This window comes from Ideonella sp. P3_A4, from assembly GCF_056403075.1.
The window spans coordinates 35,329-50,250 of the sequence record NZ_JBFUGE010000005.1 but is presented as its reverse complement, the minus strand read 5'-3'; the positions used below and the strand labels follow the sequence as shown (position 1 = coordinate 50,250).

Annotated in this window: 14 protein-coding genes; 7 read left to right on the top strand and 7 right to left on the bottom strand. The window is 66.6% G+C overall.

Annotation, left to right across the window (positions count from 1 at the left end):
• Window positions 1-127: 127 nt before the first annotated feature.
• The 7 genes from AC1DYI_RS01735 to AC1DYI_RS01705 all read right to left on the bottom strand — a co-directional run bounded on the left by AC1DYI_RS01735 (window position 128) and on the right by AC1DYI_RS01705 (window position 8,040).
• Entirely contained in the window at window positions 128-1,774 is a 1,647-nt protein-coding gene (locus tag AC1DYI_RS01735; RefSeq protein WP_477202353.1) for an MBL fold metallo-hydrolase, read from the bottom strand.
• Window positions 1,775-1,821: 47 nt separating this feature from the next.
• Window positions 1,822-2,769, bottom strand: a complete 948-nt coding sequence (locus tag AC1DYI_RS01730; RefSeq protein WP_477202352.1) for a TauD/TfdA family dioxygenase — start codon at window positions 2,767-2,769, stop codon at window positions 1,822-1,824.
• A gap of 4 nt (window positions 2,770-2,773) precedes the next feature.
• Window positions 2,774-3,781, bottom strand: a complete 1,008-nt coding sequence (gene sbnB / locus AC1DYI_RS01725; protein WP_477202351.1) for a 2,3-diaminopropionate biosynthesis protein SbnB — start codon at window positions 3,779-3,781, stop codon at window positions 2,774-2,776.
• Window positions 3,782-3,792: 11 nt separating this feature from the next.
• Window positions 3,793-4,779, bottom strand: a complete 987-nt coding sequence (gene sbnA, locus AC1DYI_RS01720; protein ID WP_477202350.1) for a 2,3-diaminopropionate biosynthesis protein SbnA — start codon at window positions 4,777-4,779, stop codon at window positions 3,793-3,795.
• 164 nt (window positions 4,780-4,943) lie between these two features.
• On the bottom strand, window positions 4,944-5,666 hold the full coding sequence (gene dpgB / locus AC1DYI_RS01715) for an enoyl-CoA-hydratase DpgB (protein ID WP_477202349.1): 723 nt from the start codon (window positions 5,664-5,666) through the stop codon (window positions 4,944-4,946).
• A 20-nt stretch (window positions 5,667-5,686) separates the two neighbouring features.
• On the bottom strand, window positions 5,687-6,814 hold the full coding sequence (gene dpgA / locus AC1DYI_RS01710; RefSeq protein WP_477202348.1) for a 3,5-dihydroxyphenylacetyl-CoA synthase DpgA: 1,128 nt from the start codon (window positions 6,812-6,814) through the stop codon (window positions 5,687-5,689).
• Window positions 6,815-7,683: 869 nt separating this feature from the next.
• The gene (locus AC1DYI_RS01705; protein WP_477202347.1) at window positions 7,684-8,040 is read right to left on the bottom strand and encodes a cupin domain-containing protein; all 357 of its coding nucleotides are present in this window, start codon (window positions 8,038-8,040) and stop codon (window positions 7,684-7,686) included.
• A 384-nt stretch (window positions 8,041-8,424) separates the two neighbouring features.
• Between AC1DYI_RS01705 and ubiU the strand changes: the two genes are divergently transcribed.
• The 7 genes from ubiU to AC1DYI_RS01670 all read left to right on the top strand — a co-directional run bounded on the left by ubiU (window position 8,425) and on the right by AC1DYI_RS01670 (window position 14,921).
• Window positions 8,425-9,537: a ubiquinone anaerobic biosynthesis protein UbiU gene (ubiU, locus tag AC1DYI_RS01700; protein ID WP_477202346.1), complete on the top strand. Its 1,113-nt coding sequence runs from the start codon at window positions 8,425-8,427 to the stop codon at window positions 9,535-9,537.
• Window positions 9,538-9,545: 8 nt separating this feature from the next.
• Entirely contained in the window at window positions 9,546-10,499 is a 954-nt protein-coding gene (locus AC1DYI_RS01695) for a U32 family peptidase (RefSeq protein ID WP_477202345.1), read from the top strand.
• Window positions 10,496-10,975: a ubiquinone anaerobic biosynthesis accessory factor UbiT gene (ubiT, locus tag AC1DYI_RS01690; protein ID WP_477202344.1), complete on the top strand. Its 480-nt coding sequence runs from the start codon at window positions 10,496-10,498 to the stop codon at window positions 10,973-10,975. Before AC1DYI_RS01695 ends, ubiT begins: the two co-directional genes overlap by 4 nt.
• Window positions 10,975-11,898: an acyltransferase gene (locus AC1DYI_RS01685; protein ID WP_477202357.1), complete on the top strand. Its 924-nt coding sequence runs from the start codon at window positions 10,975-10,977 to the stop codon at window positions 11,896-11,898. The genes ubiT and AC1DYI_RS01685 overlap by 1 nt, the downstream gene beginning before the upstream one ends.
• A gap of 14 nt (window positions 11,899-11,912) precedes the next feature.
• Entirely contained in the window at window positions 11,913-12,137 is a 225-nt protein-coding gene (locus AC1DYI_RS01680; RefSeq protein ID WP_477202343.1) for a DUF3079 domain-containing protein, read from the top strand.
• A 108-nt stretch (window positions 12,138-12,245) separates the two neighbouring features.
• Window positions 12,246-12,533 carry a DUF2249 domain-containing protein gene (locus tag AC1DYI_RS01675; RefSeq protein ID WP_477202342.1) on the top strand — a complete coding sequence of 96 codons (288 nt, stop codon included), beginning with the start codon at window positions 12,246-12,248 and terminating at the stop codon, window positions 12,531-12,533.
• 39 nt (window positions 12,534-12,572) lie between these two features.
• Window positions 12,573-14,921 (top strand): nitric-oxide reductase large subunit, encoded by a 2,349-nt coding sequence (locus tag AC1DYI_RS01670; RefSeq protein ID WP_477202341.1) that lies wholly within the window; start codon window positions 12,573-12,575, stop codon window positions 14,919-14,921.
• Window position 14,922 lies beyond the last annotated feature (1 nt).

Below are 14,922 nucleotides of genomic sequence, written 5' to 3'. Positions count from 1 at the left end.
AGGCCGCCCTGGCGCGAACGGGCCTGGCGGGCAACAGCATCGAGACGGGCCGAAGCCCGGACATCAGCGAAGGCGGGTCGTGAGGAGAAGGCTCCGGGCAGCGCAGGGTGCGAACCGACGCACAGGCTCAGGCGTCCGCGTTGGCRAGTTCGGATGGGTGGGGCACCCCGGTGGGTGATGCTTCGTGCTCGAACACCACCTCGCGCCGGATGTACAGGCGCTCGGCCGGGATGCCGCTGCCATTGCAGTGGGCGACGAACTTGTCGGCCTCGGTCAGCTGGGTGCTGTCGGCCGAGTACTGCAGGCCCATGATGCATTTCATCCACGGCTCCTGCCCCATCGCGTAGACGAAGACCCGCGGCGGGTTGATCTCGGCCAGGATGTTCGAGGCCCGCTGGCAGTCGGCACCCGACAGTCGACGTGACTCGTTACTGCGCCGGTTCACCGGCTTGGCCAGCAGCGGCTCATACAGCCAGTTCAGCGGCGCGCCGACACATTCCATGCCGATGAACAGCGCATCGACCTGACCGACGCGCTGCATCATGCGGCGGTACATCATCACGTCGCGGCCGTCGGAGTCGATCAGGAACATGAACTTGCGGCCCGCCATCTCGACCAGCACGGCGTGCTTGCTGAAGATCGGCATGTCGGCGTGCTCACCGGTGAACGGCAGGCTGGTGATCTCGCCGCCGGGGATCTTCACGCTGTCGTAGCAGTCGAGCACGTCGATGTCGTTGAAGCCCAGCTCCTGCAGCGTCAGCTTGACCGATGGGTCGGCGATGTTGCCGCTGTTGTTGGCCGGCACGACGAAACGTTTGATACGGTGGCGGATCTGCAGCAGCATCTCGGGCGCCAGGTGGTCCTGGTGCGCATGCGAGATGACGACGTAGTCAATGACCTCGGGCAGGTCGTTGATCGTCAGGCGCAGCTCGTCGGACTCTTCGATGCTGAAGAACGGGTCGAACAGCACCGACACCTCGTCGGTCTGCAGCAGCACGCAGGCGTGGCCGAAGAAGCGCATGCGAACGCCGTCGCCCACATRGTCTTGACCGATGCGCCGCCGCGGCGCCTTGTCGGTGAAGAAACTGCGGAACGATTCGAGGCGGTCGTCGCCGACTTCGAACAGGCGCGCGATCTCGGTGAACGACGCCGGCTGCTGGCGCATGCGGCACAGCGTGTCCAGCCTCGGGTCGGCGAACGGCATGCGGAAGAACTCGCAACCCGGCGCTTCGAGCCGCGGCGTGCTCATGAAGAAGTGGCGGTCGTTCTCGCTCGTCAGCTGCAGCATGATCTCTTGCGCATGCCGCGCCATGCCGGTCTGGTAGAGCAGCGGTTCGAAGAAGCGGAAGCTGGGCCGGTGGTGCACGTCGTAGGTGAACTCGACCAGGCCGCGCAGCGACTCGGGCAACTTGTCGTAGAACTCGTGCAACGAGAAGCCCTGGGCGCTCTTCTGCAGCTCGGTGTCGAGCGCGCGCAGGTCCTCGCCGAGGCGGATCAGGTCGGCACACTCGGTCTTGGTGTCGGTGATCAATTGCGCGACGCGCGCGACATCCGACTCAGCGAGACTGACGAAGGGGCCGCCGTACATGTTCGGGTCCCGGTTGGCGGAGACGTGCACCATCGGGTTGTCGACGAAGTTCTGCAGCAGCGGCAGGATGCGCTGGTTCAGGTGCAGCGCCAGCTGCGCCGGCGCGACCAGGTGTGACCATGCCCACCAGCGGCACACCAGCGGCTCCAGTTTCACTTCGGGTTTCAGGTAGACCAGGTCAGTCATGGCGTCGTCGTCCTGCGGGGGTAGGGTTCGTCGAAAGCGGCGTCGCGTCAGGTGCGCGACAGCCAGGCAAAGGTCTTGCGTGTGCCGGTGAAGGGCTCCCGGCCGTGCATCGTCAAAAGGTTGTCGAGCATCAGCAGATCGCCCCGGCGCCAATCGAACAGCAGCTTGCAAGCCGTGATCACGCGGCGGATCTCGATCAACATGCCGTCGTCCATCGGGCTGCCGTCGCCGAACTCGCAGTGGTGCGCGAGCTGGCCGCGCGGCTCCAGCAACTGCCGCAGCGCCGGGTGCAGGGCAGACGGGTGCCATTGCTCGGCCTGGTTGAACCAGACCTCTTCACCGGTGTCCGGATGCTGCGTGAACGCGTCGCAGCAGGTGGCGACGTACAACGTGCCGTCGTCCATCCACTCATGCGTCGAGCCCTGGCTGCGCAGGATCTCAGCCAGTTCGTCGCGGTCCTGCGTCTGGTAGGTCTGCTGCCATGTCTTGCCCATCCGCAGCCGCGGATGGAAATGCCGCACATAGCGCACGCGTCGCTCGCGCAGGCGCCGAACGATGTCGCCCGGCATGGCACGCATCACGTCGACACCGTGGGCGAGCGAGGTCTGGCCGCCGGTCAGCGCTGGCTGCTCGCTGAAGAAGAACAGCCGCTTCGGCCACGCCGGCGCGTACGACAGCTCGTTGTGCAGCGAGATCGATTCGCTGGCCGGGTAGTCGGTCGACGTGAAAACGTCGTGCAGCACACGGCTGCGCGGCGAGTTGCCGCCGACGTAGGCGAAGTTCTCGCCACCCAGGCGCGAGACGGCGACCTGGAAGTCCGCCGCACCGGCCAGTGCAAAGCCGCGGAACAAGATCGCGCCGTGCTGCCTGAGCAGCGCAGTGATCTCGTCTCGGCGGGCACCGACGCTGTCGAGCAAGGCCGACWGGTCGCCGTTGCCATCGGGCGTAAGAACGACCGGGTGGTGCGACTCGGTGAACAGCGGGGCGACCGGCATGATGTCAGTCCGCCGACTCGAGGCCGAAGAAATCGGGCACCGAGAACGTCAACCCCTGTTCACGCGCCCGGCGGTAGACCTCGTGGCCGATCGCCAGGTCGAGGATGCCCATGCCGAAGGGCGAGAAGATCAGCGGCCGCGAACGGTTGAGCGCCACCTCGCCGCGCATCAATTGCGCGAGGGTGCCGGTCACGAAGTCGCGGTGGCCGCACAGCTGCTCGGCCAGGTGCGGTGAAGTCGCAGCCTTCAGGCAGTGGTCGACGTCGTCGACGATGTTCTCGGCTTCGAGGATCAGCTCGGGCGCGATGTCGCGCAGCGACACGTTCAGCACGATCTGGCCGGGCGCGAACGACACCGGCGGCAAGACATAGGGCTTGCCGGAGGTGGTGGTGAACAGCACCACATCGGCCGCAAGCGCCTGCGCCAGGCTGGCGGCTTGGGCATTGGCCTTCGGCCAACGTTGCTTCGCATATTGCGCACCCGCCTCGGCCGCCTTGCTGGACAGGTCGTGCACGCGCACGTCGTCGAACTGCCAGTCATCGGCAACGAAAGCGTCGAGCGTGCTGCGTGCGATGACGCCGAGGCCGATCACGCCGAGGCTGGTGGCGCGGTGCACATGCTGGTTCATCCAGCCGGCCGCGAGCACGGCCGAGGCCGCAGTGCGCGCCGCGCTGATGATGGACGACTCGAGCAGCGCGAACGGGTAGCCGGTGCGCAGGTCGTTCAACACCAGCACGGCCGAAGCGCGCGGGAGGCCGCGCGTGAGATTGCCGGGGAAGCTCGAGATCCACTTGATGCCGGCGACTCCGGCGCCCTCGCCCAGCGAAGCCGGCAACGCGATGATCCGGTTCAGCTCGTTGTCGGGAAAGCGCAGGAACTGGCTCGGCGGGTTCACCGTCTTGCCGTCGTGATGGTCCAGGTAGGCCTGGCGCACGGCCTGCGGGCCCAGCGTGGGATCGGCCGCAAGGATCTCGCGGATGTGGCGGCCGGAGAGAACGTCGAAGTGGGGCATGGGAATCCTCGTCAGGCGATGGCGGCGACGGCCGGCGTGCCCGCCTCGTTGAGATGCAGGTTCGGGATGCGGCCGAAGCGCTCGCGCACCCAGGCGTCGTCGTAGACCGTGTCGAGGTAGCGTTCGCCCATGTCGGGCGAGATCGCGACCACGGTGGCCTGCTCGTCCAAGCGCTCGCGCCAGCGGGCCACAGCGCACATCACAGTGCCGGTGGATCCACCGCACAGCAGGCCATTGCTGCGCGCGAGATAACGGCACATCGCAACGGTGTCTTCCTCGGCCACCATCTCGTGCGCGTGGATGCCCGCCGCGGTGTAGATCTCGGGCCGGCGGCTGGTGCCCAGCCCCGGGATGTGGCGCGGGCCGGCCGGGCCGCCGAAGGTGACGGAGCCCTTGCTGTCGACGGCCACGACGCGGGTCGACGGGCTGTGCTGAGAAAAGAACTGCACGCAGCCCATCAAGGTGCCGGTGGTGCCCGCGCCGACGAAGACGTAGTCGACGTGGTCGAAGCGCTCGTGGATCGCCCGCGCCGTCGTCAGCGCATGGGCCCGCGGGTTCTGCGGATTCGCGTACTGGTTGGTCCACAGGTAGCGCGGGTCACGCTGCAGCTGGTCGTTGATGTAGCGGATGCGCGTGCCGAGAAAGCCACCGTTCTCGTCGCGCTCGGTGACCACCACGACCTCCGCACCGAGCGCCTTCATCGTGCGCACGTTGTTGGACGAGGAGTTCGGATCGACGACGCAGGTGAAGCGGTAGCCGCGTTCGGCGCAGATGATGCTGAGCGCCACGCCCAGGCTGCCGGAGGACGACTCGATCAGCACCGTCTGCGGCCCGATGAGCCCGCGCACTTCCATGTCGTCGACCAGCCCGCGCGCCGTCTTGAGCTTGATCGAACCCGCGGAGTTGAACGCCTCGATCTTCAGGTGCAGGTGCGCCACGCCGAGGCCGCGGATCCTCACGAAGTTGGAGTCGTTGACGATGTCCGAGATGCGAGTCATTGAAAGCTCTCAATCGGTGAAGAAACGTCGGCTGTCGGGGTAGCGGAGCCGGGTCTCGTCGGCCACATGCGCGAGCCGGTCGGGCCAATGCAGCGGCCAGAAGGCAAAGCTGTCCTACGGACCGAGGCTTGTCGCCTCGGCCGCGCGGCGGCAGCTCTGCCCGGTCAGGTGTTGTCGAGTGCCTCCACGGCAGCCAGCTGCGAGGCTCGGCGCCCCTCGCGACGCAGGGTGCGATCGCAGGCCGCCATGTGCGAACCGAGCACCGACTCGTGGCTCGAGTTCGGCGCTTCGAGCAGCAGCTGCCGGCGCACCGACACGTCCTGGATGCCCGAGGCCCGAAGGTCGGCCAGGAACTGCGCGCCGGCGGCCAGCGGGTCCGCCGCGATGCGCTGGACCAGCCCGAGCCGGATCGCCTGCTCGCCTTCGACGACGGCATCGAACAGCACGAGGTTGCGGGCCTGCGCGACACCGAGCTGGGTGGCGAGCCGGTGGATCGCCATGCCGGGCCACAGCGAGTCGGCAACATGCGCCAGGCCCAGCGTCAGCTGCGGCCCGGCGATGCGGTAGTCGGTGCACAGCAGCACCTCGAACATCAGGCCAAGGCAGGCGCTGTCGACCACGCAGACCGTCGGCACGCGCAGCATCTCTATCCGCCGCAATGCGCGTTCCCACTGGCTGTGCAGCGGCATGTCCATGTCTTCGGCGGTCAGCGCACGGTCGCTGTCCTGGATGTGGACCAAGAGGGCGCCGTGCGGACCGGCGTCCTCGGCGGCGTCGCAGGCCTCGTGGATCTGCTTGACGGTCGTTGCCACCGCTCGCGACGCCAGCGCCAGGCGCAGGGTCACAGTGGCACCGGCGGACGATTCCGCGAAAGAGGGTCGGGTCATCGCTGGGGTCTTCCTGGCATTCACCATTGCATCAACGCGAGTTCGATCGTCGTGCCGGGCCCCATGGTCATCATGACCGCGAAGTCTCCGGGCACGGCGACGTCTTCAGCGAGAAGTCGTTGATAGGAAAAAAGGAACGAGCCGCTCGACAGGTTCCCGTAGTTGGCGAGAACGTCCGTCGTGTGGCGCAGGTCGTGCGGGCTGAGGCCAAGGTTCAGGCGGATGGCGTCGATCACCTTCTTGCCGCCCGAGTGCACGATCCAGTGCGCGATGTCCTTGCGCCGCAGTCCGGTGCCCTTCAGCAGCGCGTCGATGACCTGCTCAGCATGCGAACCGATGACGTAGGGCACGTCCCGATCGAGGCAGAAGTTGAACTTGCCGTGGCCATCGTTCCAGTCGAAGCGCATCGCGTCGATGTACTCGGGGATGATGCGGCTCGAGAACTTCAGCAGCGTCGGCCCCGACCATGCCGGCGGCGGCCCGGCGACGACAGCCAGCGCGGCGGCGCCGTCGCCGAAGAGGCTGTTCACCACCGCCGTCTCGATGCTGTCGTCGAAGATGTAGGCGGCCGAGCAGACCTCGACACACAGCAGCACCGCCAGCTGACCCGGGTTGGCCCGCGCCCAGTTGTTGACGGCCGTCAGGCCGTTCAAGCCCGCGTTGCAACCCATGCCCACCACGTCGAGCCGAGCGCAATGGCGGCCCAGATCCAGCTCGCGGCAGACGTGGGCGCTCAGACCCGGGGTGAGCATGCCGGTGGTGGTCACGCAGCACAGGTAGCGGATGTCTTCGAGCTTCGCGCCAGTCTCGTCGAGGCAGGCCCGCAAGGCCCGCAGGCCCATGTCGATCCCGACGCGCCGGTGCTTCGCGAGCAGTTCACCCTGCGACTCGGTGATGGCCGCGCCGTCGTCAGCGAACTTCGGCAGCGTCAGGTAGCGCTGCTCGATGCTGCCGTTGAGGAAGACCGAGCGGATCCGGCGGTCCTCGACCCGGAACAGGTCCAGCAGCGCGCGCTGCGAGTACTGGTGGCCGGAGTTGGCGGTGCCCACGCCGACCACCTGCGCCTGCAGCCCATGGATCCGAACGTCGGCAGACGCGGGTGCGCCCTCGGAATCGACCGTCACCGCAATGCCTTGAGACAACTCCATGACCATTCCTAAGAAGAACATCAGCCGCGGCGATGACGCCGGGAACGCAGCCCCGCGCGGTGAATGCCGCCCATGGCTCCGCCAGATACCGGTTAAACCGGTATTCAGGCGAAAGACTCAGTCGAGAAAGGAGGAAAGATATTCGCCGGCGTCCGATTCAGGTATAAACCCGAAGGAACGCAGCGATCAAGCTCGGCGTCGCCGCGATCGGCGCCGGCGAGGCATAACGATATGCGGCCGGCTTATCGACACGCAAACTACTTGCATCTCTTCTCCCGGATATATCTGCAATAAAGGCCGGCGGATGCTAGCCCTGCGCTGAGAAGGGTGTCAATACAAGACAAATCCCAAGAACCGCAGGGCCAGACCCCACACTTTGGCATTCGGTTGCGACGGATTGTTGACAGGCACGACCCCTCGTTGAAACGTGCTGTAGCCCGGTGGATCCCGGGTTCAGCGCGTGCGGCAGGGCTATTTCAGGCTGCCATACCCTGGACAGATGAAGTGCCTTTTCTCGGCGTGCAGTAACAGCCGTTAAAACATGACCAAAGTAACTTGAGCGCAGTATTGATCATTTATTCCGACCACCAATCATTCAATATCAATCCGGCGGGCGGAGATACCATGAGTCGGACTTGACGAAAGTAACTTGCGCCAAATATCGAATACCAGCTGCATAAACACGAAGTTTCTGAGTTTTCGAGCGACCGACCGGCCGACCACACCCGGTCCGGATACTCAACACCTAGAACGAGGCAGCGTAGAGATGCAGGCCCCCTGATCAAGGGGGGCAGACCCATCCCTAGGTCCGACAGCGCGGCTGTGCCGCCGTTTGCGGAGCGGGTCGTGATCGACGGGGCCGCACGCGATCAGCCGGTGGTGCCGGCGGTGGCATCACCGTGCCGCAGCATCAGCGTGAGCAGCACCGCCGAATCGGTGCGCGCACTGAGCCCGTAGCGCTGCCGCGCCGGCAAGACGACGAGCTCCCCTGCCGACAGGCGCCGCGTGCCACCCGGCATCACGACCTCGACATCGCCTTCCAGGCAATGGATGCAGCACTCATCGTCCACATGGTGCTCGGGCAGGTCCTGCCGCGCCGGCAATACCAGGTGCAGCAACTGCAAGCGTTCGGTCTTGATCAGGCTGGTGCTGAAGGCATCGATCAGCGCGTCACCGAGCGGCTTCACGCCGATGACGTCGAGCAACTGGGCATGGGGCAGAGCCATCCGCAATCCTCCTGAGGAGTACACGAGGAACTGTCGATGATGCCGGCAATCGACGCGCCTGCGGGCCCAACCTTTGCGGCCGCGCATCGCTGGCAGCAGCAGCGCACGTGCAGTGACGCGTTCGATGAATTTGGTAGGCCGTGCTGGGCTCGAACCAGCGACCAAAGGATCATGAGAACCGATTCACCGGCGCTCCCATCGCTTGGGTCGCCCGACGGAACCCTCGTCGCAGATCATTCATCTGCATGCGAGCACGCTCCACCAGCTTGCGCTCACGGTCAGCGGGGGTCGGACTGCACATCCCTTGCGGTGCCGCAAAACCATGGCGGCGATATCTCGCGATAGTCCTGTGCTGGTGCAACGACCCCGTTCCAGCCAACGCCGATGACGACCCGCACACGTGCCTCTGCCTCTGCCTCTGCCTCTGCCTCTGCCTCTGCCTCTGCCTCTGCCTCTGCCTCTGCCTCTGCCTCTGCCTCTGCCTCTGAAACTTCCGCCCCCGAACTGGTTTGCCCCGCCGGCTCACTGCGTGCCCTGGTGGCCGCGGTGGATGCGGGTGCCGACGCGGTTTACCTCGGCTTGAAAGACGCCACCAATGCGCGCAACTTCGCCGGCTTGAACTTCGACGACGCCCAGGTGCGCGACGGGGTCACCTACGCCCATGCCCACGGCGCCAAAGCACTGATGGCGCTGAACACCTTTGCCGACGCACGCGACCCCGGGCCGTGGCGGCGCGCAGTCGACAAGGCCGTGGCGCTCGGTGCCGACGCGCTGATCGTGGCCGACAGCGCGGTGATGGCGTATTGCCGAGATCACCACCCCGCCCTGCGCTTGCATCTGTCGGTGCAGGCTTCGGCCACCAGCCATGCTGCGATCGAGTTCTACCGCCGTCGCTACGGCATACAGCGCGCGGTGTTGCCGCGTGTGCTGACGCTGCAGCAGGTCGGCCAGGTCATCCAGCACACCGATGTCGACATCGAGGTCTTCGGCTTCGGCAGCCTGTGCGTGATGGTCGAGGGCCGCTGTGCGCTGTCGTCGTATGCGACCGGCCAGTCGCCGAACAACGCCGGCGTGTGCTCGCCGCCGTCGGCCGTGCGTTGGCAAGACGATGGGCCCGCCGGCATGCAGGCGCGCCTGAACGGCGTGCTGATCGATCGTTATGCACCGGACGAGCCACGTGGCTACCCCACGCTGTGCAAAGGCCGCTTCTCTGTCAACGGCGAGCGCGACTACGCACTCGAAGAGCCGACCAGCCTGAACACGCTGGCGATCCTGCCCGAGCTGATGGCGCTGGGCGTGAAGGCGATCAAGATCGAAGGACGCCAACGCAGTGCGGCGTATGTCGAACAGGTCACGCGTGTCTGGCGCGCGGCGATCGACCAAGCGGCGGCCACCACCGGCCGCTACAGCGTCCAACCGGAATGGACCGCCACGCTGGCCAGCCATGCGGAAGGCCAGCAACACACGCTCGGTGCCTACAACCGGCCCTGGCGCTGAACCCACCGATGACGACGACCCCCACGACAAGCACCGCTGCGCGCCGCATGGCGCTGACCATCGGCCCGGTGCTCTACCACTGGCCGCGTGCCACCTTGCTGCACTTCTATGCCGACCTGGCCGACAGCGCGGCCGACACCGTCGTGCTCGGCGAAGCGGTCTGCGCGCGGCGGCGCGAGCTGCGGCTGGACGACTGGCTGGCCCTCGGGCGCGAGTTGCAAGCCGCCGGCAAAGAGGTGGTGCTGGTCGCGCAGACGCTGATCGAAACCGAAGCCGACCTGCGGTTGATCGAGCGCCAGGGCGAGCAGCAGGCTTTCGCGGTCGAGGCCGGCGATACATCTGCACTGCAACTGCTGGCCGGGCGCGTGCCGCTGGTGCTGGGGCCGCACCTGAACATCTACAGCCGTGAAGCCCTGGTCGAACACGCGGACCTGGGCGCCACGCGCTGGGTGGCACCAGTGGAGCTGGCGCTCGACGCGTTGGCGCTGATCAACCCATCGGCCGATCCGGTGCGCACCCCGCAAGGCGTGCCCATCACCACCGAGGCCTGGGCTTTCGGCCGCTTGCCGCTGGCGTTCTCGGCGCGTTGCTTCACCGCCCGCCACCACCGGGTCGGCAAAGACGACTGCGGCTATCCCTGCTTGTCGGACCCGGACGGCCTGCTGCTGGCGTCGACTGAAGGGCAGCCCTTTCTCACGCTCAACGGCACCCAGACCCAATCGGCCACGGTGCAGAACCTGCTCGGCGATGCACAAGCCTTGTGCGACGCGGGTGTCGTGCGGCTGCGCCTGTCGCCGTGTTCGCGCGGCTTCACCCAGGTGCTGCGCGACTTCGATGCGGTGATGAATGCTGGCCAGCCCGCCGCTGGCTGTGCCGACGCGTGGAACGAGCTGGGCGTGCCGGGCCCCTTCAGCAACGGCTATGCGCGCCGTCTGCCGGGCATGGTGTGGAGCGACGCATGAGCACCAGCGCCACCCACGACTCCGACCTACCGCGCGGCCTGCCCCCGATGCTGGCGCCACTGCACCGGCACCTGCGTGCACTGGTCGAGCGTTTGCCGGTGCAACCGCCCTCCTTCGTGGCCGCCCGCGTGCTGGACCAGACGCTGCTGCCGCGGCTGCCGGCCGATGCGCGTCAAGCCCTGGCCGGCCGTTGCGTTGAGCTGCATGTCACCGACTTCGGCCTGCGTGTCCGCCTGTGGCTCACGCCCGCCGGCTTCGCACCAGCACCGGCGCACGCAGAGCCGGCCTTGCGCATCACCGCGCCAGGCTCCAGCTACCTGCGCTTGCTGCGCGGCGACGACGACCCCGACCGACTCTTCTTCGAGCGCGCGTTGGTGATGGAAGGCGACACCGAACTCGGCCTGGTGCTGAAGAACACGCTCGATGCGATCGGCCCGCTGTGGCCTCGCCGACCGGCGCCGACGACGCCGCGATGATGGCTTGGCTGCGCGGGGGCCTCACCGGTTTGCTGCTGGCCGTGAACACGGTGGCCGTCTTCATGCTGATGATGTTGCCGGCGCTGGCGAAGCTGGTGCTGCCAGCCGGCGCTCTGCGCGTGGCCTGCGACAAGGCCCTGAATCGCCTGGCCTCGTGCTGGGTGGTGGTCAACAACGCCTGGTTGGCGGCATCGGCGTCAACTCCTTGGGAGGTTTGCGGTATGGCGGGCCTGACCCCGCGCGGCTGGTACCTCGTTTCCAGCAATCACCGGAGCTGGGTCGACATCCTCGTGTTGCAACGCGTCTTCCACGGTCGCATCCCGTTCCTGAAGTTCTTCCTGAAGCGCGAGCTGATGTGGGTGCCGATGATCGGCCTCGCTTGGTGGGCACTGGACTTTCCTTTCATGCAGCGTGGCCAAGGCCGCAGCAGCGGCCGCGACGACTTGGCCACAACACGCCGCGCCTGTGAGAAGTTCAAGCACATACCGACCTCGGTGATCAACTTCGCCGAAGGCACGCGCTTCACGCACGCGAAGCACGCGGCGCAGCACAGCCCCTATCAATACCTTCTGCCGCCCAAGGTGGGCGGCCTGGGCGTGGCGCTGGCCACGATGGGCGAGCAGTTCGACGCGCTGCTGGACGTGACCATCGTCTACCCCGACGGCACCCCAAGCTTTTGGGACCTGCTGTGCGGCAGGGTCGGCGCGGTCTGTGTCTATGTTCGGCGGCGCCCGGTGCCCACAGGCGTGGTGGGTGGCGATTTCGTCCGCGACAAGGCTTACCGCCTTCGCGTGCGTGCATGGATCGACGAGCAGTGGGCCGAGAAGGACCTCTTCATCGAAACCCGGCTGCGCCAGCACCACGGCTGCCGGGCGCTACCCAACCCTGGCGCGCTGGACAGCGGCCGCCGCGCCTCGCGCTGATCCCTCGCGACCACATGGCCAAGCGCTTCCCCATCCACCCCAGGCACCCGGAACGCAACTGCTGGGGTTGCGACCGCTACTGCGCCGCTGACGACCTGATCTGCGGCAACGGCGCCGAGCGCACGCAGCATCCGGTGGAGTTGTTCGGTGACGACTGGCTCGAGGGCTGCGTGGACGAGGCCGATCGGGTGTTGACCCCGCCGGGTGAACGCCCTGCGCCTGTCGATTCGGGCGGGTGACTGTCTGTCCGAGYCTGCATTTGCGGGCAGCGTTGATGCAGATCAAATGCCCCTGCATTGGTGTCCGTACGATAGATGCATTCAAAATGCACCTTCAAAGGACAGCCCATGCAAACCACCCACGCCCACTCGACCGTTGACGTTCGCCCCGTCGCGCCGCTCGACCGCCATCCGCTGATCTTCTCGACCTTTCGCGAGCTGCCGGCCGGCCAGGCGATGGACCTGGTGAACGACCACGATCCGAAGCCGCTGTACCACCAGTTCCAGGCCAAGATCCCTGGCCGCTTCGGCTGGGACTACCTCGAGGCAGGCCCTGAACTCTGGCGCGTGCGCATCACCAAGCTGGCTGATCCCCATGCCAACGGCCAATGCTGCGGCTCGTGCGGCGGCGCCTGAAACGCCCCGCGACGTCTCACTCCCCACTGAATCACCGTCATGAACAACACCCACAGACTGTGGCGCTGGCTTGCGCTCATCTTCGTGCTGTCGTTCGGCGCACTGGGTTACCTGGGTCTGCAGATTTACCTCAGCGCCCCACCGATCCCCCAGGCCGTCGTCAGCAGCGACGGCGAAACGCTGTTCACCGGCGAGCAGATCCAGCTCGGCCAGCAGGCCTGGCTTTCGGCCGGTGGCCAGCAACTCGGCACCGTCTGGGGCCACGGCAGCTATGTCGCACCCGACTGGTCGGCCGACTGGCTCCACCGCGAGGCGGTCGCGCTGCAAGACATTCGTGTGCAGCAACTGAACAAGGTCGCCGCCAACCTGACACCGGCCGACCATGGCGCGATCGCCGCTGCGCTGAAAGACGAGATGCGGCGCAACACCTATGACGAGACCACCGGTGTCATCAAGGTGTCGGCCGAGCGCGCGCAGGCCATCAAGCAGGTCGCGCACCACATCGAAGGCCTGTTCGGCGACGAAGCCTCGCTGGCCCATTTGCGCGATCAGTACGCGATGACCGAAGGCACGCTGCCGAACCTGACCGACCGCCAGGCGCTCAGTGCGTTCTTCTTCTGGACCGCCTGGGCTGCGACGACCGACCGCCCCGGCGAACGGAACCTGTCTTACACCAGCAATTGGCCGCACGAGCCGCTGGTCGGCAACACGATGACGAGCACGGCCGCGATCTGGTCGATGGTCAGCATCGTGCTGCTGCTGGCCGGCATCGCCGCCATGCTGTGGTTCCATGGCGGGCAAAAGCACGCCGAGCCGGCGCAGCCGCCCAAGGCCGACCCGCTGATCGGCGCCGTCGCCACCCCTTCGATGAAGGCCACGCGCAAGTACTTCTTCGCCGTCGTCGGCCTGATGCTGCTGCAGGTTGGCATGGGCGCGATCACCGCGCACTATGCCGTCGAGGGCCAGGCCTTCTTCGGCATCCCGCTGGCCGAGGTGCTGCCCTACACCGTCAGCCGCACGATCCACACCCAGGTCGGCATCTTCTGGATCGCCACCGCGTGGCTCGCCACTGGTCTGTACATCGCGCCGCTGCTGTCGGGCCGTGAGCCCAAGCTGCAAAAGCTCGGTGTCGACGTGCTGTTCTGGGCCCTGATCGCGATCGTCGTCGGCTCCACCGCCACCGGCTGGCTCGGCACGCTGCAACACCGCGGCGTCGACTTCAGCTTCTGGATCGGCAACCAGGGCCTCGAGTTCACGAGCATGGGCCGTGTCTGGCAACTGCTGCTGTTCGTGGGCCTGCTGTTCTGGGTCTTCCTGCTCGGCCGTGCGCTGTGGCCGGCGCTGACCAAGCCCTCGGAAACGCGCGGCCTGATCGCGATGGTGTTCCTGTCGGCCACCTGCATCGGCGGCTTCTACGCCAGCTCGCTGACCTGGGGCCAGCACACCCACTACTCGATGATCGAGTATTGGCGCTGGTGGCTGGTGCACCTGTGGGTCGAAGGCTTCTTCGAAGTGTTCGCCACGGCCGTTGTCGCGCTGATCTTCACCAACCTGGGCCTGGTGCGCGCAGAAAGCGCCAACCGTGCGATCGTTGCCGAGACCATCGTCTTCCTGTTCGGCGGCATCCTCGGCACGCTGCACCACCTGTACTTCACCGGCACGCCGACGTCGATCATCGCGGTGGGTGCCGTGTTCTCGGCGCTCGAAGTGGTGCCGCTGACGCTGATCGGACTCGAAGCCTTGCAGACCTACCGCCAGTCGAAGTCGCTGCCGTGGCTGCGGGCCTACAAGTGGGTCATCCTCAGCTTCGTCGCGGTGGGCTTCTGGAACACCGTCGGCGCCGGCCTGCTGGGCTTCGCGATCAACCCACCGGCCTCGCTGTACCACGTGCAGGGCCTGAACATGACGGCGGCCCACGGCCACGCGGCACTGTTCGGCGTCTACGGCATGCTGGGCATCGGGCTGATGTTGTTCTGCCTGCGTGGCCTTTACCCGAGCCCCCAGGCGACTATGTCGCCGCCCCCCGCGGGGGTGCTCGAACCGACCGGCAGAGCCGGATCGGCTCGTGCCCGCCATCTGCATGCCGACAGCCTGCTCCAACCCGCGTTCTGGGGCCTGAACATCGGCTTAGGCATGATGGTGTTCATGTCTTTGCTGCCGGCCGGCATCTACCAGGCCTGGGCCAGCATCGACAAGGGCCTGTGGTTCGCTCGCTCGCCCGAGATCATCCATTCGGTCCTGATGGAACGGCTGGTCTGGCTGCGTGTGCCGGGCGACATCGTGTTCGCCGCTGGTAGCGTCATGCTGGCGCTGTATGCGATCAAGCTGCTGCGCCGGCCCGCAGCGTCCAAGGTGCCTGCGGCGTTGCCGTCGGCCATCCGTTCCTGAG